Here is an 18,695-nt window from a genome sequence, read left to right on the forward strand (position 1 = left end):
CATGTTTTCAGCGCTTCGGGCCAACAATCACGGCGGCCTGAAGCGGTTGATTGCGGCCATATCGGGAAATTTGGCTAAACACGCGCTTATCCACTGGTAAATACTGTTTGTCTGCAACCGTCTCGCCGTCTTCTACATCGATTTCGGGATCGTGCAGATACACAAACTGATCGTCTATTGCGCAAACGGTAACCCAGTGGGGAACACGGCTTCGGTTCAGTTGCCAAGTGCTAATCAGAATCACCGGTATCTGGCCTGCTAGCAGAGCCTGCTCCATTGCGTCCAATGTTAGCGGGTCATGGTGTAGCTGGATATCTGTCTGGCCGATGTCGTGTAAAAAGCCCTCGTGCACTAGCTCCAGAACGCGCTTTTTGTCGTCGTTGCGCACAGTATCCCGAAACAAAGGACCTTCAGCGCTTATCCAAGCACTCGCGTTAAAGCCGCGCTTCCATGCCGAGAGAGCAAGGCCGTGGGGGCCGCAGCCGCCGTGGCCTGCCAACATGAAAATAGTCGTCGCCTCGCGCCAAATTCTTAGCTCTTCCAAAGTGGTGAGCTGTTGTTGCTCATCAAGCGCCGCCATGGCCATAATCAGTGCGGCCGGACCGCAAGAAAAATCGGTGGTCTGAGGGTAGTAGGGCACGGGTAGGAACTCCCGTGTCGGCTCGTAGAACAGGATGCGGCGTTCAAAGCGTAAGGCAGTGCCGTGGTCTTCGTAATAGTCACGGTAAGTGCCAAACTGGCGATAGCCCAAGCGTTTATAGAGTGCGATGGCGTCGCTGTTGTCTTCTCGAACTTCCAGCCGCATCAAAATACGATCGGCTTCTGTGGCCTCCCGTTCAGCGGTTTTTACCAGCTTTTCACCAATGCCGCGGCCACGTGCGGTCGGCAGTACCGCAATCGAATAGATTCTGGCCATTCGGGTTGCTGCGCTCATAAGCACCAAGCAATAGCCTAATAGCTCACTTACCCCCTCATTTTTAGACTCGGCCACAATCAACCTGTCCCGTGGCATATCCAGAAAACGTCGAAAGCTTCGGCGAGACAGACGATCTTCTGTAAAACAGCGGTGCTCTAATTGTAAAAGTGCATTTAGGTCAGCGCTGGTGGCTTGTCGGAGTTGCAGGTCGGACATGTGTAAAGCGGCCTTAAAAATATAGGCATGGGGCATGCTGGTGGGCTTCCCGTATGCGGCTATTATGATAGAGAGTAAGGAATTGGAAAATACGCTTATTATGAGTAAAAGCACTCATTATGAGTCGATTGTTCCAACGCCCGCAGCGGCGTATTGTGCTGCAAGTTTTGTAGGCAATTATCTCCGGGGAGGAGCGCCTTTAATGTCTCGTTTGCTTATCGTTGTAGACCGCACCAAAGACTGGGCTCCGTATTACCCCAGTGAGGACGTACTAACGTTCGATCAGTACCTTCAATTTTCCGCATCACCGACCAGTCGTGTGCGTGTGATCAACCTATGCCAGAGCGCCAAATACCTCAGCCGTGGGTACTACTGTTCCCTGTTGGCCGAAGCCCGTGGACATCATGTGGTGCCGTCCGTGATGACGCTGAACGACCTGAGCCGGAAAGGGCTATTTTCTCTTGAGTTGGAGGAGTTGAATGCCAGTGTAATCAACTGGTTGGAGGCTGCAGGCTCGGCTATTGATCCGGCCAGTGATGAGCGCAATGCTACACATGAAGTTCGCATTCGTACCTATTTTGGACAGACTGAGCATCCGGAGCTTAAGCCGGTGGCGCGGGCATTGTTTGAGCGGTTCCCGAGCCCAATTCTGGAAGTTGTATTCCGGCGCCGGAAAGCCTGGCAAATTGAATCCATGAAGCCCGCTGCACCCGCGGATTTGGACGAAGCCGAGCAAGATGTATTTGCGTCCGCTTTAGATCGCTTCAGCAGCATGGTGTGGCGCAAGCCCAGAACACGTCGCCGCTACCGCTATGACTTGGCGATTTTAGTTAACCCAGATGAAGAAATGCCTCCCAGCGATGCCGTGGCGCTAAAGCGGTTTGAAAAAGCCGGGCGCAAACTGGGTATCAACGTGGAGCAGATTACGCGCCGGGACTACATGCGTTTGCCGGAGTACGACGGCCTGTTTATTCGTGAAACCACGGCCATAGACCATCACACCTATCGCTTTGCCCGTAAAGCTGCGGCAGAAGGTTTGGTGGTGATAGACGATCCTGTATCCATCCTAAAATGTACAAATAAAGTTTTTCTGGCTGATTTGTTGAAAAACAACAAGATACCCACACCCAAAACACTAATTCTTTCGAAAGATCAGAAGGATGCAGTGGAGCAGGTGATTCAGGAACTGGGCTTTCCGGCGGTTATCAAAATACCAGACGGTGCCTTTTCCCGGGGTGTGACTAAGGCCGAAGATGAAGCATCTTTGCGGGCCGGATTAAAAGACCTGTTCCGGCAGTCGGCGCTGGTGTTGGCCCAAGAGTACTTGTACACCGATTACGACTGGCGTATCGGAGTATTGGGTGGTCGGGCTATCTATGCGTGTAAGTACATGATGGTTAAGGGCCATTGGCAGATCTACCAGCATGGCGAGTCAGAGAGCGAAAGCGGCGGGTTTGAAACCATGCCTACTTACGAAGTGCCCAAAAACGTAATACAGGCGGCATTGAATTCCACACGGCTGATTGGTAACGGGCTTTATGGTGTGGATATCAAACAGTCTGGCAACCGGGTTGCGGTAATAGAAGTGAACGACAACCCGAGCATTGATGCGGGTGTTGAAGACCGCTTTCTCGGAGGTGAACTCTACACACTGATCATGCAGGAGTTTCTGTCAAGAATGGAGGAAAACCGCAGGCGTTAGTGGCCAGTCACATTGCGGGTAACCGGCTCAGGGGCCGGCTACCCAAATTCTCACGCTGCCAAACCAAGGGTAGTCCTCAAGTTGGTGCCGGGCGTTTTCCAGCGTGAACACACCTTCCGGGTCTGGCTCGTCGAGGAATATCTCCAGATGCAGTTTGTTTCTGAGGTAGTGAAGCCTCAAGCGGCTGCGCTGGGGAATTTCCCCCAAATGTTCCGAAATAATCTCTCCAACTTCCGCTCGCGAGGGCAGTTTCTCGGTTGTAGGATTCGGGTCCTCGTCGTTTTCCGCATCGATATGGAAGTTGATATCGAGAATGTTCTCGAGAGAATTACGCATGCCGGTGACCACCTGCATGCCGATTTGATGCCCTTCAGACACACTGATTTCCGGTCGCACCACAAGGTGGATGTCCAAAAGAATGTCTTGGCCCATGCGGCGGCTACGAAGCTCGTGTACGTTGAGAACACCATCGGTGCTGCGGGCTATGTCCTTCAGCATTTCTGTGTCTTCTGGAGACAAACCCGTATCTATCAGTTCCTGGACACTGTCCCAGGTGAACTTCCATCCGATGTGGATAATGATAAGTGCGATTGCCACGGCCGCAACTATATCCAGCCACACTACGCCAAGCATGGCGCCAATTGTTGAAACCAGAACCACCAATGAAGAAAACGCATCAGTGCGGCTGTGCCAAGCATTGGCAATAATCAGGTCTGAGCGTATGGCTTCGCCAACATGCCGGGTGTAGCGGTAAATCCATTCCTTCCCTAAAACAGATACGGCCGCAGCTACGAGCACGGGCCACTCAGGAAGGTTGTCGGCGGTACCATCTATTAGCCTGAGAGTGTTTTCCCAAGCCAGGGCAGCCCCTACTGCAATCAGAATGCTGCCGAGCACAAGGGTGCCAAAGGTCTCTATGCGTTGGTGACCATAAGGATGGCAGTCGTCCGGCTCCTGTCGGGAAAGTTTCATAACTCCGAGGACAACAAGGTCTGAGGCTACATCAGTGAAAGAGTGAATGCCGTCGACCAGAAGGGCCTGAGAATGAAACAGCGCTCCTCCGATGACTTTGATGAATCCAAGAAAGGCATCAAGAATCATCCCTATAACAGTAACCCGTGAGGCCGCTTGCATTTCCCCCGCTAGATTTTCCCGGTGACGTTGGGCCGGTGAGTCGGGCTGTTGCATTAAAAACTCCAGATTTTTCCGCATGACTGCTTGTTTTATGCACATCATAGCAGTAACGATCCTGAATGACAGTTTGTTCAGGATTCCTTCCGTTTAATGCAAAAATTAAATAACTTATTGAAAATAAACAATAAATAAACTGATCAAAAAATGATCAATCTGTAGATTGGCGCAGATCACAAGGGATTGGCAAGGTTCCCCCGTAATTTTCAACAGGGTTATCCACAGATTCCGTGGAAAAGCTCCTGAGAGCTAAATGATACAGATGTTTAGCTCTGTTATTTTATGTTACCTGGTCGCTGTGGAAAACTTCCGGTATACTCGCGCTCACGATTTTTGGAGGAGTTTTCAGATGTACGGCGTTATCCGCAATCTGCTTTTTCGGTTACCACCTGAACAGGCCCATGCCATTGCATTAAACGGTTTGGATTTAGCGCACCGCTTGCGCGTATTGGGTGCTTTTTCACCGAAAACAGATGCGTTACCGGTCAATGTGATGGGGCTGGATTTCCCCAATCCGGTGGGGCTCGCAGCAGGGCTCGATAAAAACGCAGATCATTTGGATGCTCTGGGCGCGCTAGGATTTGGGTTTATCGAAGTTGGAACCGTTACGCCGCTTCCACAGCCAGGCAACCCCAAGCCACGTATGTTCCGGTTACCGGAGCATCAGGCCATCATTAACCGCATGGGTTTCAATAATGAAGGCCTGGGGCACATGCTGGAGCGGGTCGATAAGCGCAGCTATCGCGGTATTCTTGGCATCAATGTTGGCAAGAATAAAGATACGCCAAACGATGAGTCTGAATTGGATTACCGCAAAGGCATTGCAGCGGTTTACGATCGTGCTGACTATATAACGGTGAATGTGTCTTCGCCGAACACACCGGGTTTGCGGGATCTGCAGTTTGGCGACTCACTAAAGGGCCTTCTCTACGCCATCAAGGATGAACAACGTAAGTGTGAGGCGCATTTGGGTCGCTACGTGCCTGTTGCCGTTAAAATCGCGCCGGACATGGACGATGAGGGCATTCAGTTTGTTGCCTCTGCTTTAAAGGAGTCTGGAATAGATGGCGTTATAGCCACGAACACCACCATCAGCCGCGACGCGGTTGCTGGGCATGTCCATGCTGCTGAGGCTGGCGGGCTTAGCGGAGCTCCAGTTCGTGAGGCATCTCTGCGGGTGATCCAAGGGCTGTATGCAGAGCTTGGTGATGACCTTCCAATCATTGGCGTGGGTGGCATTACCGATGGTGAGAGTGCGGCTGAAAAAATCCGCGCGGGTGCAAAGTTGGTTCAGCTCTATACCGGTTTTATATATCGCGGGCCAACATTGATCGGCGAAGCGGTTGAGGCAATTCGAAAGAAAGGATAGTTTTGCAGGCGCAGAAACAAAGAAGGGCCCGCTAGGCGGGCCCTCACGGGGAGTTAACCCCGTTGCGCTCATCAGCGCATGAGACGGGGCGGGAGGCCCCGTATTGGTTATTCTGAACACTGCGTCAAATTGTGTGACAAAAGATCAGATTAAGATGTCGGGGTTACAATAAACATCACGCGGTGGTGACGTTTGCTAGTTTATGAATACCGGAGACGCCGGTCATGCCTTCCCATTGATCTGTGCGGCCTTCACGCCAACCGCTTAACCATTCCTGGCGGACCTCCGCCTGCTCGAGTGGGCAGCTGTCTTTGGATTTACCGGATACACCGGCGAGGTAGCCCCGTTTGAATGCGCGAGCATACATATCTCTTTTCTGTCTTTTCATGCCGTTCCTCACTAATGGATTAACAGAACAAGCGTGTACACTTCTGCAGTGGCTTTGGCATGTGGAATCCACTCCGGGACAACCCACTATTGCCAGCTCTAGCCAGAGCAGTCAGGATCCTGTTAACGAAAGGGAGTTACCCTTTCCGAACGACGCGTCACCTACAAGGTAAACTCAACCTTGAGTAGAAGTACACAATCGTTTTGGTCTATGTAATGCATTTTATAGGCCTGAATGGAATTAAAAGATTGCTTAAAACCTATGAACGCTGCGATTCCCGTGACTTACCGCGATTCGCAAAAGACCTTGGAGTTGAACTTGTCCAAATCTGTCTTTTTTGTAACCTGCCCGAAGGGCGTTGAATATCTGCTGGCGGACGAGCTCAGCACCTTTGGTCTTGGCTTGGTGAGAAATGCACCTGCTGGCGCTTGGGTGGAGGGCACTTTGAAAGCCGGTTACCGCGCCTGTCTCTGGTCGCGCTTGGCTAACCGCGTGATCTTACATGTGGACGAAATAGCCGCTACCAGTGCTGACGAGTTATACGATGGTGTGGTTCATCTTGACTGGCAGCAGCATATCCCGGTGGTTGGAACGTTCCGCGTTAATTTTATTGGTGAAAACGAAGCCATACGCAACACCCAATTTGGCGCTCAGCGAGTAAAAGACGGCATCGTGGATCGTTTCACCTCGGGTGGCGGAAGACGCCCCGCGGTTGAGGCAAAAACCCCTGATGTAACCGTCTCCGCCCGTTTGCACCGTGGTCGCCTTGCGCTGGGCATTGACATTAGCGGGCACAGTTTGCATCAGCGCGGTTACCGCACAGAGCAAGGCCTTGCACCTTTGAAAGAAAACCTCGCGGCCGCCTTGTTGATGCGCGCGGGTTGGCCTGACATAGTCGCTGCCGGTGGCGATTTTGTTGACCCAATGTGCGGTTCCGGAACTCTGGTTATCGAAGCTGCCATGATGGCGTTGGATATTGCACCGGGGCGCAGACAGGACCGGTTTGGTTTTGAAAAATGGCTGGGGCACCAACCGGAAGTGTGGCTGGCCTTACGTCAGGATGCTGAAAAGCGAGCTTATGAAGGTAAGCAGCGAAGAATACCGAAGTTTTTGGGCTTTGATGAAGACAGCAGAGTTATCTCCACTGCGCGCAATAACGCTCAACGGGCAGGCCTTGAAGGTTTGGTTGAGTTCCAGACGCAATCGATTGACGAGCTTTCACTCGGAGACGACCGGGCAGAAACCGGTTTGGTTCTGGTGAATCCTCCCTATGGCGAACGCCTAAGTGACAGAAAAGCCCTAGCAAGCTTGTATGAGTCGCTTGGTGATGCAGTGAAAAAAGCGGCTTCAGGTTGGCGTTTGGGCGTGTTTACCGGTGCTCCTGAATTTGGCAAATCCATTGGCCTGCGCAGCTTTAAGCAATACAAGCTTTTTAACGGCAAGCTTCCCGCACAACTCCTGCTGTTTACAATCGACGAAGCCAGCGTGCGCACGCCCCGAGAGCCTGCCGCACCGGGCGAAGTGCTGCCCCGAATTGCCAATGAAGAGCGGGCAGCCATGCTGCATAATCGCTTAAAGAAAAACATGAAGACCATTGGACAGTGGGCGCGCAAGCAACAGATTAACTGCTACCGCCTTTACGATGCCGATATGCCAGAGTATGCGCTGGCAATCGATATCTACGAAGGGTGGGTACATGTACAAGAGTACGTGGCTCCCAAGTCCATTGACGAACGATCTGCCCGGGAGCGTTTGGCAGAAGCCTTGGCTGTTATCCCTGATGCGCTTGGAATTGAGCGGGAGCGGATGGTTTGTAAGCAGCGTCAGCGCCAAACCGGGGTCAATCAATATGAGAAGCAGGATGTCAGTGGTGAGTTCTTTCAGGTGCAGGAGCATGGTTGCACACTGAAGGTAAACCTTAAGGATTATTTGGATACCGGGCTTTTTCTGGATCACCGGCCTGTGCGCCATTGGATTCAGAAAAACGCTCAGGGTAAGCGTTTTCTGAACTTGTTCTGTTACACCGGCGCAGCCACCGTCCATGCAGTCGCTGGCGGAGCTAGTCGCTCATTAAGTTTGGATTTATCGAAAACCTATGTGAGTTGGGCTCAGGATAATCTGGCTTTGAACCGTGCCGATCCTCGTAAACACAAGGTGGAGCAAACAGACTGCCTAGCCTGGCTTGCCGCAAAACCAACACCGGATCAGCTTTATGATTTGATTTTCATGGATCCGCCCACCTTCTCCAATTCAGCAAGAATGACGAGCGTTCTGGATGTTCAGAAGGACCATGCAACGTTGATCCGCCAGGCAATGACTCGGCTGAGCTCAGATGGCTTGCTGATATTTTCCAACAACTTCCGGCGCTTTAAGCTTGATGATGCTTTAGCAGAAGAATTCGAGATTGATGAAGTGAGTTCTAGCACTTTGGATAAGGACTTTCAGAGGAATTCGCGGATACACCGGTGCTGGCATATCCGGAAAAACGCATAGTGTTAACTACTTTCTTTTTTTAAAATTCGTATTTGAGACCAGTGGAAAACTGAAAGGTATTGGCTTCTGTGCCAGTATCTTCGAACAGTTTTCCGCCCTCAAGTACAAGGTAGGTGTCGTTCATAATTTCGAAATCCATACCCAGCACCCAGCTTACACTAAAGCTGCTCTCTGGGAAGTCACCTTCCAAATCTCGAAACTGTGCACGCCCTTCGCCTTCTTCTTCAGTAAACTCGCCGGTGCCATGGATAAAGGAAAATCCCGCCTGAGCGTAAACATTGGCATAATCCGTAATAGGGTAGTGAAGGCCCATGTACCAACTGGCAAAGTAGTCAACCGCAAGAGTAAGGTCACTGTTCGGTACTTCTGCGTCCCGGAACCCGCTGCCGAGCCGTAACTCGGCGTGAAACAAATCGTTGATATGACTGCCTATTACCAGCGCGCCGCCACTTCCCGTAGCCTGCTCGCTCGAAACTTCACCAATGGTACGGTGATTGAAAGCGGTTACTAATAAGCCTAGGTAGTGCTTATCTTCTCTGGGCGTTTCTTGCGCCAATGCAGTTTGGGCGGAAAGCAGGCAAGCTGGCACTAAAAAAAGCAATAGGTTTGTTCGCACAACCTTGTTCATTGTTATGGGGTATCCTGACGTGAGCGGTTACGGGCAGAGTTTGCCTTGTGTAACCTATTGTTACGTCGACCCGTGTCACAGTTTAGTCTTCCTCAAACAGGCCTTCTTCCTGGGCCATCAATAACAGTGCATATACACCGTTTTCCGGTAGTTGGGGTTCCAGGCTTTCTTCGAATAGCAGTTGGCGGCGACGATCCTCCAAGGCATCACTGCTCAAACCCATGATCAATTCCGTAATGGGTGCAATTTCGAAAGGGGCTTCTTGGTCCAAGGCACTAAAGATAAGGTCCACCAGAATCTCGTCCGGGTCCAGACCATCCACGTATACCGTTTGGTCTGGTAAGTCCTGATGCAGTTCATGGATAAGTTCGATGAGCGGCACGCCTTGTTCTGCAAGGTAGTCCACATCAACATCGCCCAGATCTCCGTCCTCGGGGAGCCACTCCTCTATAGGTGCAATAACCACCGTCTTCATCTGGCCGTCTTCCAGCGACCAGGCCATAGCAACTGGAAACAGGGTATCTTCGGTCTGGCAATACTCGATATCGAGAAATCTTGGCTTTGGCATATCAGGCTCCATGCGGGGGTGGTATGAGGTATTAACGCTTCATGCCATACTGGCGCAGTAATTATCATTCTATCAGGGACATCATGGAACAAACTGAATTCAACAAAGATTTACTGAAGTTTCTGAACGCTTCACCAACGCCTTGGCATGCTGTGGCAACCATGAAAGCACGGTTGGATGCTGCCGGTTTTGAAGAGCTGGATGAAAAAGAGGACTGGTCGCTCAAGCAGAATCAAAGCTATTACGTCATCCGTAACGGGTCGTCTATCGTTGCCTTCCGAACCGGGGCAAAGGATGTTTCGGGCTCCGGCATTCGTATGGTGGGTGCACATACCGACAGCCCGTGTTTGAAGGTAAAACCCAACCCGGAGCTGCGGCGCAAAGGCTTTTTCCAGCTGGGCGTAGAAGTTTACGGCGGGGTTCTGATGAACCCTTGGTTTGATCGGGATCTTTCGCTGGCGGGCAGAGTGACGTTGCTCGACGGTTATGGCAAGGTCAACGACACCTTGGTGGACTTCAAAAAACCTATGGCTTTTATTCCCAGTCTCGCCATTCATCTGGATAGGGAAGCCAATACCAGCCGCACAGTGAATGCCCAGACTGACCTTCCACCGGTGCTGATGCAGGTTGCCGAAGACGACACGACCAGCTTTAACGAGCTTTTAAGTCAGCAAATTGCAAGTGAATCCGGTATTAAGGTGCGTAAAATTCTTGGCTATGAGCTGGGCTTTTACGATGCACAGGCGGCAAGTTTTGTGGGCCTGCGTGACGATTTCATTGCCTCTGCACGGCTAGATAACTTGCTGAGTTGTTATATTGGCTTGCAAGCTCTATCGAACACATCTGGCGCTGAGGCTGCGTTGCTGGTGTGCAATGATCATGAAGAAGTGGGTAGTGTATCGTCTGAAGGCGCGCAGGGGCCGTTTCTTACCGCCGTGCTCGACCGCTGGTGTGGTGCTGGCAAAGCAAAAGCGATTGCCCACTCCATGATGGTATCAGCGGACAATGCTCACGGGGTACACCCCAACTATATTGATAAGCATGATGAAAACCATGGCCCGATTTTGAATCAGGGGCCCGTTATCAAAGTGAACCATAATCAGCGCTATGCAACTAACAGCCGGTCGGCTGCGGTGTATCGGCATATCAGTGATGAACTTGGGTTACCACACCAAACCTTTGTGGTGCGCAGTGATATGGGCTGTGGCAGCACCATTGGACCGCTGACGGCGGCAAATCTGGGTGTGACAACACTAGATATTGGTGTGCCGCAGTTTGGCATGCACTCTATTCGTGAGCTGATCGGTTCAGAAGATGGTTTTATGTTGTATCAGGTGTTGACAGAGTTTATGCAGCGCAGGCAGGTTTTCTAGCAGTTTTGAGAGCCTAAAACGAAAAATGCCGCTGCTTCGTTTGAAGTAGCGGCATTTTAGAATAAGTGGCTCCCCGAGCTGGGCTCGAACCAGCGACAAACGGATTAACAGTCCGTTGCTCTACCAACTGAGCTATCGGGGAACAGCATCAATTCGGGCGGCATATTAAGCGCTTTCAGTTGAATGGTCAACCCCCTGATATAAAAGGTCAAAATTTGTACCGCAGTATGGCTCACCAATATCGTCCACCACACTGGTTACGCAGTGGTCATGTTCAATCCATATGGCCAGCGCTGTTTCGCAAGGTATCCCTCCAAGATCCGGAAACCGAAGTGTTGCCGACGGACGACAAAGATGAACTGCATCTGGATTGGCACAGGCAAGGTAATAACCGCTTGGCCATTATTTCTCACGGGCTAGAAGGTCATAGCCGTCGACCATACGTTCTGGGCTTGGCGCGAGCTTTGTTAGCCGAGGGCTGGGATGTTTTGGCCTGGAACTTCCGCTCCTGCGGTGGTGTGATGAATCATCAGCCAAGGTTTTATCACAGTGGCGCAACCGAAGATCTGCGCCGGGTGGTCGATCATGGCATGTCCAAACATTATAAAACGGTGTTTTTGTCCGGTTTTAGTATGGGTGGGAACCTCACCTTGCTGTATCTGGCGCAGCAGGGTGAGCGCGTAGACAGCAGAATTTGCGGCGCCGTAGCTTATTCAGTGCCCTGCGATCTAGCGGGCAGTGCGGATAAGCTAGCACTGCCAAGCAGAAGAATTTATATGCAGAGGTTTTTGAAGGATCTTCGCGTAAAGATGGTCGAAAAAGCGCAGAAGTTTCCTGATCTTGTCGATGTTTCCGATTTTGATGCCATTCAGGATTTTCACCAATTCGACGATCGCTATACGGCGCCGTTGCACGGGTTCGAGAATGCTGCGGATTACTGGGCCCAATGCTCCGCGTTGGGGAGATTGAAAGATATTCGAGTGCCCTCTTTGATGGTTAATGCAGCGGACGACCCATTTCTGTCGCCCAGCTGTTTTCCTGAATCGCCTTCTATTCTCGGAGCCCATGTTCGAGTTGATGCGCCTAAGTGGGGTGGCCATGTCGGGTTTGTCGAGCATGGGCGTGACGGCTATTACTGGTCTGAGCGCCGAGCTCTCGCCTTTTTGCAGGGTGTGGAGTGATTTAAGCCTATTCAAGCAAAGGTTTTAACTCTGGCCATACATTCTCAAGAAGCTTGGGCTGTGCCTCCGCAGTAGGGTGAATGCCGTCTCCCTGCATTAGGTTCTCTTGGTCGTAAATTCCGTCCAAAAAGAAGGGAACCAGAGCGGTGTTATAGCTGTCTGAAAGCGCTGGAAAGATATCGGCAAACATTTGTGTATAGCGTTGGCCGTAGTTGGGAGGGATTTGCATACCAACTAAAATGGTGCGCGCGCCCGAGTTCTTGGCATTCTCAACCATGGTTGCAAGGTTGGACTTGATTACCTCTGGCGGAAAGCCGCGCAGGCCATCGTTACCGCCTAGCTCGATAATAACCACGGAGGGACTGTTCTTCTCAAGCAACTCAGGCAGCCGGCGTACACCGCCATCTGTGGTTTCGCCGCTTATGCTGGCATTCACCACGCGCCAGTTGCTTAGGCCGATTTCTTGCAAACGTTGGCGCAACAACTGCACCCAGGCTGTTTCCGACGGTACGCCGTAAGCTGCGCTGAGGCTGTCACCTAAAATGAGCAGCGTTTGCTGGCCAGCCAAGATAGGCGTGGCAACAAAAACAGCGAAAAGGAATACGATTGATCTTACGTACAGTAATAGCGTATGCATAAACAGCTTGACTACCTTAATAAATGAACGTGCTTTTCCCGGGAGCCCCGTAAACAACATGCAGACTACACATTCTGACAGCCAACGCCCCATGTTGCGCGTTGAAAACCTGACTCATCGCGTGAGTCTGGAAACAGATACGCTGACGATATTGAAGGGGGTTAGCCTTGAAATCAATCGGGGAGAATCCGTAGCCATAGTTGGTCGCTCCGGTTCGGGCAAAACCACCTTGCTGGGATTGCTTGCCGGCCTTGATACACCCACCGAAGGCACGGTTGAATTAGACGGCGCCATTATCAGCAAGTTAAGCGAAGATGAGCGGGCCCAGCTGCGTGCACATCGCGTGGGTTTTGTGTTCCAGTCGTTCCAATTGCTCCCGGCGCTAACGGCTCTGGAAAACGTCATGTTGCCGCTGGAATTGGCAGGAATGGACGCGCCGGAAAAGCGCGCTAAAGAGCTTCTTGAGCGTGTAGGGCTGGGTGAGCGACTTGCCCATACGCCCCGGCAGTTGTCGGGTGGCGAACAGCAACGAGTGGCTATCGCCCGGGCCTTTGCCTCAGAGCCAGCCATAATGTTTGCTGATGAGCCAACGGGCAATTTGGATAACCGCACAGGGCAGGACATTTCTGATCTATTGATGGCGCTGAACCAAGAGCAGGGCACCACACTGGTAATGGTTACCCATGATGAACAGCTAGCTGCCCGCTGTTCCCGGCAGTTCCACATTGAAGCGGGCGAGTTAACAGAACCGGTTGCTCAGGCGGAGCTTGCACACTGATGGCTGCTGCAAAAAAATTAATGTCGGTACGCCGGGATTGGCGTGAGCGAGATGTGAGAGTTGTACTGGCGGCGCTGATTATTGCCGTAGCTACGGTTGCCACCATTGCTTTATTCGCCAGTCAGTTGCAACGCACCTTGGTGTCCTCTGCCAGCTCTTTTCTAGCCGCAGACCGGCAGCTAGAGGCCGAGAACGGGCGCCCGGTGCCTGAAATCTGGATTACGGAGGCCGCGAACCTAGGGCTGGAAACCGGTCGAATGGTGGAATTCTCTACCATGGTGTTTGGCAGCGATGCGTTTCAACTGGTGTCCATAAAAGCAGTAAGCAATGAATATCCTCTGCGCGGTGATCTCGAAATCCAAGGGGCCGCTGAAGGTTCCCGAGATCAGGTTCAGCACGGGCCTGAGCCCGGTGAAGTCTGGGTCAACCCCAGACTGCTACGGCTATTGGATATCCAAATAGGTGACTCCCTAGAAGTTGGGAGCCAGAACTTAACAGTATCGGGCGTACTGCTTCGAGAACCCGATGGCGGGTTCAGCCTCTCTGCGCTTGCGCCAAGAGTGATGATGCATGTGGACGACGTTGCCTCCACAGGTGTTATTCAAGAGGGTAGTCGCGTTGAATACGTTTATCTATTTGCGGGTGACGAGAAAGTACTAGAAACCTATTACCAATGGCTTGAGCCACGACTTGAAGCAAGCCATGAGTGGGAAGGTGTTCGGGATGGCGAAACCTTTTCACGCTCTTTAGAACGCGCTGAGAGCTTTCTGTTACTAGGTGGGAGTTTGGCAGTGCTGTTGGCTGCTGTGGCTGTTGCGGTTGCTAGTCGTCAATATGCGCTGTCTCAAAGGGACACAGTTGCCCTGCTCAAAACCCTCGGTCTCGGTAGCTCGGGAATTGGTCGGCTCTACCTGAAACGCCTGTCTTTATGGGGCGTTACGGGGATGATCGGTGGCCTTCTAGTGGCGCTTCCGCTGTTTTGGTTGCTCACTCGGTTACTCAGTGAGGCGCTGGAAAGGCCAGTAGAATTTCAGCTGGATTCATCGGCTCTCACCCCTGCATTACTTACCGCAGTGGTTTCCCTGTTTGCCTTTGCATACCCGCCCATCCGGCGCCTGAGAAATGTTCCTGCAATGCGTGTATTGCGTAGCCAGCCAGGCGAAACAGGGCGGGAAGCCTTGCCCGACATGTTGATTGCCATTGTGGCCGTGTTCGGCTTGGTGTGGCTATATGCGGGTGAGTTGTCGCTGGTGATTGCCCTTTTGGGCGGCCTTGCGCTTCTGCTTGGGGCTCTGGGGCTGTTGGGTAGCTTATTGGTTGCTGCGCTACGCAAAGTTCGCGGCGGTGGGCATGCCTGGCGCCTGGCTTTGGTTGGGCTGTATCGCCATCGTCGAGCCAGTCTTTCGCAAATAGCAGTGTTTGCCATGACGCTAATGTTAGCGACAACGCTGATTTTGGTGCGTACCTCGTTACTGGATGACTGGCAGGCCCAGCTTCCCGATGATGCACCAAACCACTTTTTGATCAACATTGCCCCAGATGCAGTGGACGAGGTTGCCGACTACTGGAAAGAGCGTGGTCAGCCGCTGGATCAACTTTACCCCATGGTGCGGGGTCGCCTGACAGAGTTGAATGGTCAGCCAGTGAAAGAGGTGGTGAGCAAAGACCAACGGGTAGGGGCACTTAATAGAGAGCTGAACCTAACCTGGATGGCTGCCCTCCCGAAAGATAACAATATTGTTGAAGGCAGCTGGTTTGAGGATGGCCAAACGGAGGGAGTGTCAGTAGAGGCGGATCTGGCCGAAGCACTTGGCTTGGTATTGGGGGATGAACTCACGTTTACCATCGGCTCCGACAAGGTCACGGAAGCCGTCACCAGCATCCGCACGGTTCAGTGGGACAGCATGAAGCCTAATTTCTACATGGCGTTCCCTCCGGAGGGTGGGCTCACCAACATGCCGGCTACCTGGATAACCAGCTTTTATCTTCCTAGAGATAAGAAAAGCGCGCTGAATGAGTTCTCGCGTCGTTTTCCAACGGTATCCTTATTGGAAATAGACAACATCATTGAACGCATACAGGAGATTGTCCGTCAGGTTACTCAGGCAATAGAGGCAATTTTGGTGCTGATACTGGCAGCAGCTCTGGTGGTTATGGCTGCTGTGGTTAGCGCTACGCTTCAAGACCGCCAAAGAGAGGGCGCGCTGTTACGAACTCTCGGTGGGCGCCAGAGTTTGCTTGTGCGCAGCACCATGTTGGAGTTTGCATTGCTCGGTGGTTTCGCTGGTATTCTGGGCGTTGCCGCCGCTGAAGCTGCGGTATGGGCTTTGCAATTCCGTATGTTTGAGGGGAACTTCAGCTGGCACTGGCAAGTGGTGTTGCCTATACCTGTAATTAGCGCAGTAGTACTGTCTTTGTTCGGGAGATGGCAGTTAAGGCCCGTGCTGAATGTTTCACCCATGCTTTTGCTGCGGCGGCTAGAGTAACGCAAAGGCTTGCTGGCTAAGCAGCAGCTTACTGATAATTCGCGAGAATGGCTTCCAATTCGCCGCTCTCGCGAATACGTGCAAGTTCCGCGTTGAATCTATCGACAAACAGCTGAGAATCCCTACGCATCATCAGCCGGAAACCGTAGGAACTGATGTCTCCTGAAGAAATTCTGAACTGGTCTTGCAGGCCTTCTTTTTTCAGTACCCATTTTCCTACAAGCAAATCGACTACAGCAGCATCAAAACGGTCACCGTGCAGTAAAAAGTTAAACATATCCCGTTCTTGAGATACATCAAAACGCTTTATAGCGCCAGAATTGAAGTGCGGTTGCAGCTCTGGGTAAAGATAACCGAGATGGGCAACAACCGTTTTAGAGAAAAGGTCTTCCGCCTTTTGATAGGTTTCCTTGGCATGCTTGGGCGTAAAAAACACCTCTTGAATGTCTACGATGGGTGCCGTAAATAAGTATTTTTCTGGCTCGTGCGCCCACTCTATAGCCCGCGGTGTGGCATCGATATACCCGTCAAGCAACATTTGGTCCACGCGTTTTCGGGGTATTTTTTCAGCTATCAGTTTGTAGCCTAAACGCTCGGTAATCAACGATACGATGTCCCACATAATACCTGCGGGTTCCTCTTGGTCCGCGATCATGTAGGGTGGGTAGCCATTAGGGGATATGTTGAGACGAAATACGTTTGAATCGCCGTCCGCAGCAGCGCTGGAGCATAGAAATATTGCGAGTAGAGGTGGGAAGAAGGCAGAACGCCTATTAAACGCTTTAAGCCAGCGAGGTTTTCGGTATTTCATTAAATAAAACCCTCTGGGGGAGAATGCCGTCTTTAGAAGAGCTGAACCGGCCAAATCCCTGCCAGAAAGAGTGAGATTGTTACGTTTCTACCCCGCTATTTCAATATTTGAGAGTAATGTAATGTTACCAAGGAGCAGAGCCCTGAGTTTGGGCTCTGCTTTTCTCGTGGTGGTAGCTTAGGCCCATGCGCGCTGCAGAACAGCACGGGCGTCCTTCAGGGTCACTTCTTTCGGGTTGAACATGATAGAGCCATCGTCTAGAGCCATCTCTGCAATCTGGTCCAGCTGCTCTTCTGTCACCTTGCCGGTTTCCTTCAGTGTGCGTGGCAACTGACACCGTTTATAAAGCGCATCCCGCAGCTTGCGTAGGGCGGAAATACTGGCTTCCGCACGGCGGCTGGCGGGTGTGGCTGAATAAATTTCTGGCCCTTCCAGATGCAGCAACAATTCACCTAAAGGCCCCCGAATGGTTTCAAGGTTGTATTCAAGCACATAGGGCAGGTACAGGCTCATGCACAAGCCGTGGGGTAGGTGGCATATAGCGCCTGTGGCGTGGCCAAGAGAGTGAACCAGCCCAACCATTGAGTTTGAGAAGGCAATGCCTGCCATGGTGGATGCTTGAGCCAACTCAAGCCTGGCGTCGCTGTCTTTCGGGTTGTCCATCACCTGAAGCAGTGAATGGCTGACTTTCTTAATAGCCGCTGCCGCATAGGCATCGCTCAAGGGGTTTTTCGCCATGCATGTGAACGACTCGACTGCGTGAGTCATGGCATCCATGGCCGTTGCCGCCGTGATGTGGGGCGGTAAGGTTAACGTCATGCGCGGGTCGATAACAGCTGCATTGGGCAGCAGGTACGAAGAAGTAAAGGGTAGTTTTACGCCTTTTTTCTCATCGGTGATGACGGCAATGGAGGTAACTTCCGAGCCGGTTCCTGCCGTGGTTGGCACCACCAAAAAGGGTTTGAGTGGGCGTTTCAGCACGCCAGCGCCCGAATACTTGGCAATCTCGTCTCCGCCTTCAGAAACGAGAATGTTCACAGCTTTACCTGTGTCGATGGCCGAGCCACCACCAATCGCAATGATGGAGTCGCATTTTTCCTTGCGATAAACGGCGGCAATGTCGCGAACCACCGTTGTTGAGGAGTCAGGCGGTACATCGTCGTAAATGCTAACGATTTCAAGACCGCTTTCTTCGCAGGCCGCAATGATGGGGTCAAGCAGACCGGCGGCGCGAACACCCTTGTCGGTCACAATCATAGGACGCTTGGCCGCAAGGCCACTCAGCTCGTAAGGAATATGCTCAAGGGCTGCTTTGCCAGCAATGACTTTTACAGGGCAGAAGAACTCATAGTAAGAGTTAGACATTTAGGCTCTCGCTGTCTGGATAAAATGGGTGGCGACTTTCAGGTAAATTTGTGCCGCACTGATTAGTTTTTCCGGCAAGTGAAGGTTATCCGGGTACTCCTTTACCGCACGTTTGGCAATTATTTTGGGTAGAATGAAGGATTCAAGCCGATTGAGTACACGGGTCATGCGCACGGCGTAGCTCACATCGCCATCAACCAGCATGCGGTCATGGGCAAAGGCGATTGAGGTTTTTTCCTGAAACGACAGCACCATAAAAGCGTGGGTAAGGTGTTTAAACTGAATGGATACATTCACCGCGCGGGGTGCAGAATCGCCATGATAGTGGAATCGGCCTCCACCGATGTGTTCTACGATCAGTTTGGCCCCCTCGGGCATCACCATCATTTCAAATAGAAACCCCTCAGGCAGAACCTGAGCTTCTTTTTGAACCTCACCATCAACTTCACTGACCGCCTGAAGAGCTCGCCCCATAACCTGAAACATAAGCTCGACATACAGGCGCTTTGCCTGCGAAGCCATAGGTTGGATACGTTTCGCTAACATGTCCGTCACCTGATTTTAGTTATCGATAGTTGATTTTTAGAGTTATT

16 protein-coding genes and 1 tRNA gene are annotated in these 18,695 nt (G+C 51.8%); 7 read left to right on the forward strand and 10 right to left on the reverse strand.

Features of this window, described 5'->3' with window-relative positions; all coding sequences use genetic code 11:
• Positions 1 to 7: 7 nt before the first annotated feature.
• Entirely contained in the window at positions 8 to 1,132 is a 1,125-nt protein-coding gene (locus MWU62_RS13050; protein ID WP_247115324.1) for a GNAT family N-acetyltransferase/peptidase C39 family protein, read from the reverse strand.
• Positions 1,133 to 1,334: 202 nt separating this feature from the next.
• Between MWU62_RS13050 and MWU62_RS13055 the strand changes: the two genes are divergently transcribed.
• Positions 1,335 to 2,834, forward strand: coding sequence for a RimK family protein (locus MWU62_RS13055; RefSeq protein ID WP_247115325.1), 1,500 nt, complete (start codon positions 1,335 to 1,337; stop codon positions 2,832 to 2,834).
• Positions 2,835 to 2,861: 27 nt separating this feature from the next.
• Here the strand turns inward: MWU62_RS13055 and MWU62_RS13060 are convergent, their stop codons facing one another.
• Positions 2,862 to 4,022 (reverse strand): cation diffusion facilitator family transporter, encoded by a 1,161-nt coding sequence (locus MWU62_RS13060; protein ID WP_247115326.1) that lies wholly within the window; start codon positions 4,020 to 4,022, stop codon positions 2,862 to 2,864.
• A 352-nt stretch (positions 4,023 to 4,374) separates the two neighbouring features.
• Here MWU62_RS13060 and MWU62_RS13065 point away from each other — a divergent pair, with 352 nt between their 5' ends.
• A complete protein-coding gene (locus MWU62_RS13065) occupies positions 4,375 to 5,394 on the forward strand; it encodes a quinone-dependent dihydroorotate dehydrogenase (RefSeq protein ID WP_247115327.1) in 1,020 nt (339 codons plus the stop codon).
• A gap of 175 nt (positions 5,395 to 5,569) precedes the next feature.
• Here MWU62_RS13065 and rmf read toward each other — a convergent pair whose 3' ends face one another.
• Positions 5,570 to 5,782, reverse strand: coding sequence for a ribosome modulation factor (gene rmf, locus MWU62_RS13070; protein ID WP_247115328.1), 213 nt, complete (start codon positions 5,780 to 5,782; stop codon positions 5,570 to 5,572).
• A 318-nt stretch (positions 5,783 to 6,100) separates the two neighbouring features.
• Between rmf and rlmKL the strand changes: the two genes are divergently transcribed.
• Entirely contained in the window at positions 6,101 to 8,275 is a 2,175-nt protein-coding gene (gene rlmKL / locus MWU62_RS13075) for a bifunctional 23S rRNA (guanine(2069)-N(7))-methyltransferase RlmK/23S rRNA (guanine(2445)-N(2))-methyltransferase RlmL (protein ID WP_247115329.1), read from the forward strand.
• Positions 8,276 to 8,294: 19 nt separating this feature from the next.
• Here rlmKL and MWU62_RS13080 read toward each other — a convergent pair whose 3' ends face one another.
• Together MWU62_RS13080 and MWU62_RS13085 are read right to left on the reverse strand one after the other, a co-directional pair.
• The gene (locus MWU62_RS13080; protein WP_247115330.1) at positions 8,295 to 8,903 is read right to left on the reverse strand and encodes an outer membrane beta-barrel protein; all 609 of its coding nucleotides are present in this window, start codon (positions 8,901 to 8,903) and stop codon (positions 8,295 to 8,297) included.
• A gap of 82 nt (positions 8,904 to 8,985) precedes the next feature.
• A complete protein-coding gene (locus MWU62_RS13085) occupies positions 8,986 to 9,471 on the reverse strand; it encodes a hypothetical protein (RefSeq protein ID WP_247115331.1) in 486 nt (161 codons plus the stop codon).
• An 83-nt stretch (positions 9,472 to 9,554) separates the two neighbouring features.
• Between MWU62_RS13085 and MWU62_RS13090 the strand changes: the two genes are divergently transcribed.
• Positions 9,555 to 10,844, forward strand: a complete 1,290-nt coding sequence (locus MWU62_RS13090) for a M18 family aminopeptidase (RefSeq protein ID WP_247115332.1) — start codon at positions 9,555 to 9,557, stop codon at positions 10,842 to 10,844.
• Between the two features lie 66 nt (positions 10,845 to 10,910).
• On the opposite strand, the gene MWU62_RS13095 is transcribed toward MWU62_RS13090, so the two are convergent.
• Positions 10,911 to 10,986, reverse strand: a tRNA-Asn gene (locus MWU62_RS13095).
• Positions 10,987 to 11,059: 73 nt separating this feature from the next.
• Between MWU62_RS13095 and MWU62_RS13100 the strand changes: the two genes are divergently transcribed.
• Positions 11,060 to 12,025, forward strand: coding sequence for an alpha/beta fold hydrolase (locus tag MWU62_RS13100; RefSeq protein ID WP_348645650.1), 966 nt, complete (start codon positions 11,060 to 11,062; stop codon positions 12,023 to 12,025).
• 7 nt (positions 12,026 to 12,032) lie between these two features.
• Here the strand turns inward: MWU62_RS13100 and MWU62_RS13105 are convergent, their stop codons facing one another.
• Positions 12,033 to 12,662, reverse strand: coding sequence for an arylesterase (locus MWU62_RS13105; RefSeq protein WP_247115333.1), 630 nt, complete (start codon positions 12,660 to 12,662; stop codon positions 12,033 to 12,035).
• Positions 12,663 to 12,720: 58 nt separating this feature from the next.
• Between MWU62_RS13105 and MWU62_RS13110 the strand changes: the two genes are divergently transcribed.
• Together MWU62_RS13110 and MWU62_RS13115 are read left to right on the forward strand one after the other, a co-directional pair.
• Complete coding sequence (locus MWU62_RS13110) at positions 12,721 to 13,440, forward strand: ATP-binding cassette domain-containing protein (RefSeq protein WP_247115334.1); 720 nt, start codon at positions 12,721 to 12,723, stop codon at positions 13,438 to 13,440.
• Positions 13,440 to 15,926: an FtsX-like permease family protein gene (locus tag MWU62_RS13115; RefSeq protein WP_247115335.1), complete on the forward strand. Its 2,487-nt coding sequence runs from the start codon at positions 13,440 to 13,442 to the stop codon at positions 15,924 to 15,926. The genes MWU62_RS13110 and MWU62_RS13115 overlap by 1 nt, the downstream gene beginning before the upstream one ends.
• Positions 15,927 to 15,954: 28 nt before the next feature.
• On the opposite strand, the gene MWU62_RS13120 is transcribed toward MWU62_RS13115, so the two are convergent.
• The 3 genes from MWU62_RS13120 to MWU62_RS13130 form a co-directional block, all read right to left on the reverse strand.
• Positions 15,955 to 16,737: a transporter substrate-binding domain-containing protein gene (locus MWU62_RS13120; protein ID WP_247115336.1), complete on the reverse strand. Its 783-nt coding sequence runs from the start codon at positions 16,735 to 16,737 to the stop codon at positions 15,955 to 15,957.
• A gap of 177 nt (positions 16,738 to 16,914) precedes the next feature.
• Positions 16,915 to 18,102 carry an iron-containing alcohol dehydrogenase gene (locus tag MWU62_RS13125; RefSeq protein ID WP_247115337.1) on the reverse strand — a complete coding sequence of 396 codons (1,188 nt, stop codon included), beginning with the start codon at positions 18,100 to 18,102 and terminating at the stop codon, positions 16,915 to 16,917.
• The gene (locus MWU62_RS13130) at positions 18,103 to 18,648 is read right to left on the reverse strand and encodes a hypothetical protein (RefSeq protein WP_247115338.1); all 546 of its coding nucleotides are present in this window, start codon (positions 18,646 to 18,648) and stop codon (positions 18,103 to 18,105) included. It lies immediately after the preceding gene.
• Between the last annotated feature and the right edge of the window lie 47 nt (positions 18,649 to 18,695).

It is taken from the genome of Marinobacter sp. S6332, from assembly GCF_023016045.1.
GTDB lineage: Bacteria > Pseudomonadota > Gammaproteobacteria > Pseudomonadales > Oleiphilaceae > Marinobacter.

Excerpts from the sequence above, each read along its gene's own strand:
- MWU62_RS13050 (WP_247115324.1), bottom strand. The coding sequence starts at position 1,132 with ATGTCCGACCTGCAACTCCGACAAGCCACCAGCGCTGACCTAAATGCA.
- MWU62_RS13130 (WP_247115338.1), bottom strand. The coding sequence starts at position 18,648 with ATGTTAGCGAAACGTATCCAACCTATGGCTTCGCAGGCAAAGCGCCTG.
- MWU62_RS13110 (WP_247115334.1), top strand. The coding sequence starts at position 12,721 with ATGCAGACTACACATTCTGACAGCCAACGCCCCATGTTGCGCGTTGAA.
- MWU62_RS13120 (WP_247115336.1), bottom strand. The coding sequence starts at position 16,737 with ATGAAATACCGAAAACCTCGCTGGCTTAAAGCGTTTAATAGGCGTTCT.
- MWU62_RS13080 (WP_247115330.1), bottom strand. The coding sequence starts at position 8,903 with ATGAACAAGGTTGTGCGAACAAACCTATTGCTTTTTTTAGTGCCAGCT.
- MWU62_RS13115 (WP_247115335.1), top strand. The coding sequence starts at position 13,440 with ATGGCTGCTGCAAAAAAATTAATGTCGGTACGCCGGGATTGGCGTGAG.
- MWU62_RS13065 (WP_247115327.1), top strand. The coding sequence starts at position 4,375 with ATGTACGGCGTTATCCGCAATCTGCTTTTTCGGTTACCACCTGAACAG.
- MWU62_RS13060 (WP_247115326.1), bottom strand. The coding sequence starts at position 4,022 with ATGCAACAGCCCGACTCACCGGCCCAACGTCACCGGGAAAATCTAGCG.
- MWU62_RS13085 (WP_247115331.1), bottom strand. The coding sequence starts at position 9,471 with ATGCCAAAGCCAAGATTTCTCGATATCGAGTATTGCCAGACCGAAGAT.
- MWU62_RS13105 (WP_247115333.1), bottom strand. The coding sequence starts at position 12,662 with ATGCATACGCTATTACTGTACGTAAGATCAATCGTATTCCTTTTCGCT.
- MWU62_RS13125 (WP_247115337.1), bottom strand. The coding sequence starts at position 18,102 with ATGTCTAACTCTTACTATGAGTTCTTCTGCCCTGTAAAAGTCATTGCT.
- MWU62_RS13055 (WP_247115325.1), top strand. The coding sequence starts at position 1,335 with ATGTCTCGTTTGCTTATCGTTGTAGACCGCACCAAAGACTGGGCTCCG.
- rmf (WP_247115328.1), bottom strand. The coding sequence starts at position 5,782 with ATGAAAAGACAGAAAAGAGATATGTATGCTCGCGCATTCAAACGGGGC.
- MWU62_RS13090 (WP_247115332.1), top strand. The coding sequence starts at position 9,555 with ATGGAACAAACTGAATTCAACAAAGATTTACTGAAGTTTCTGAACGCT.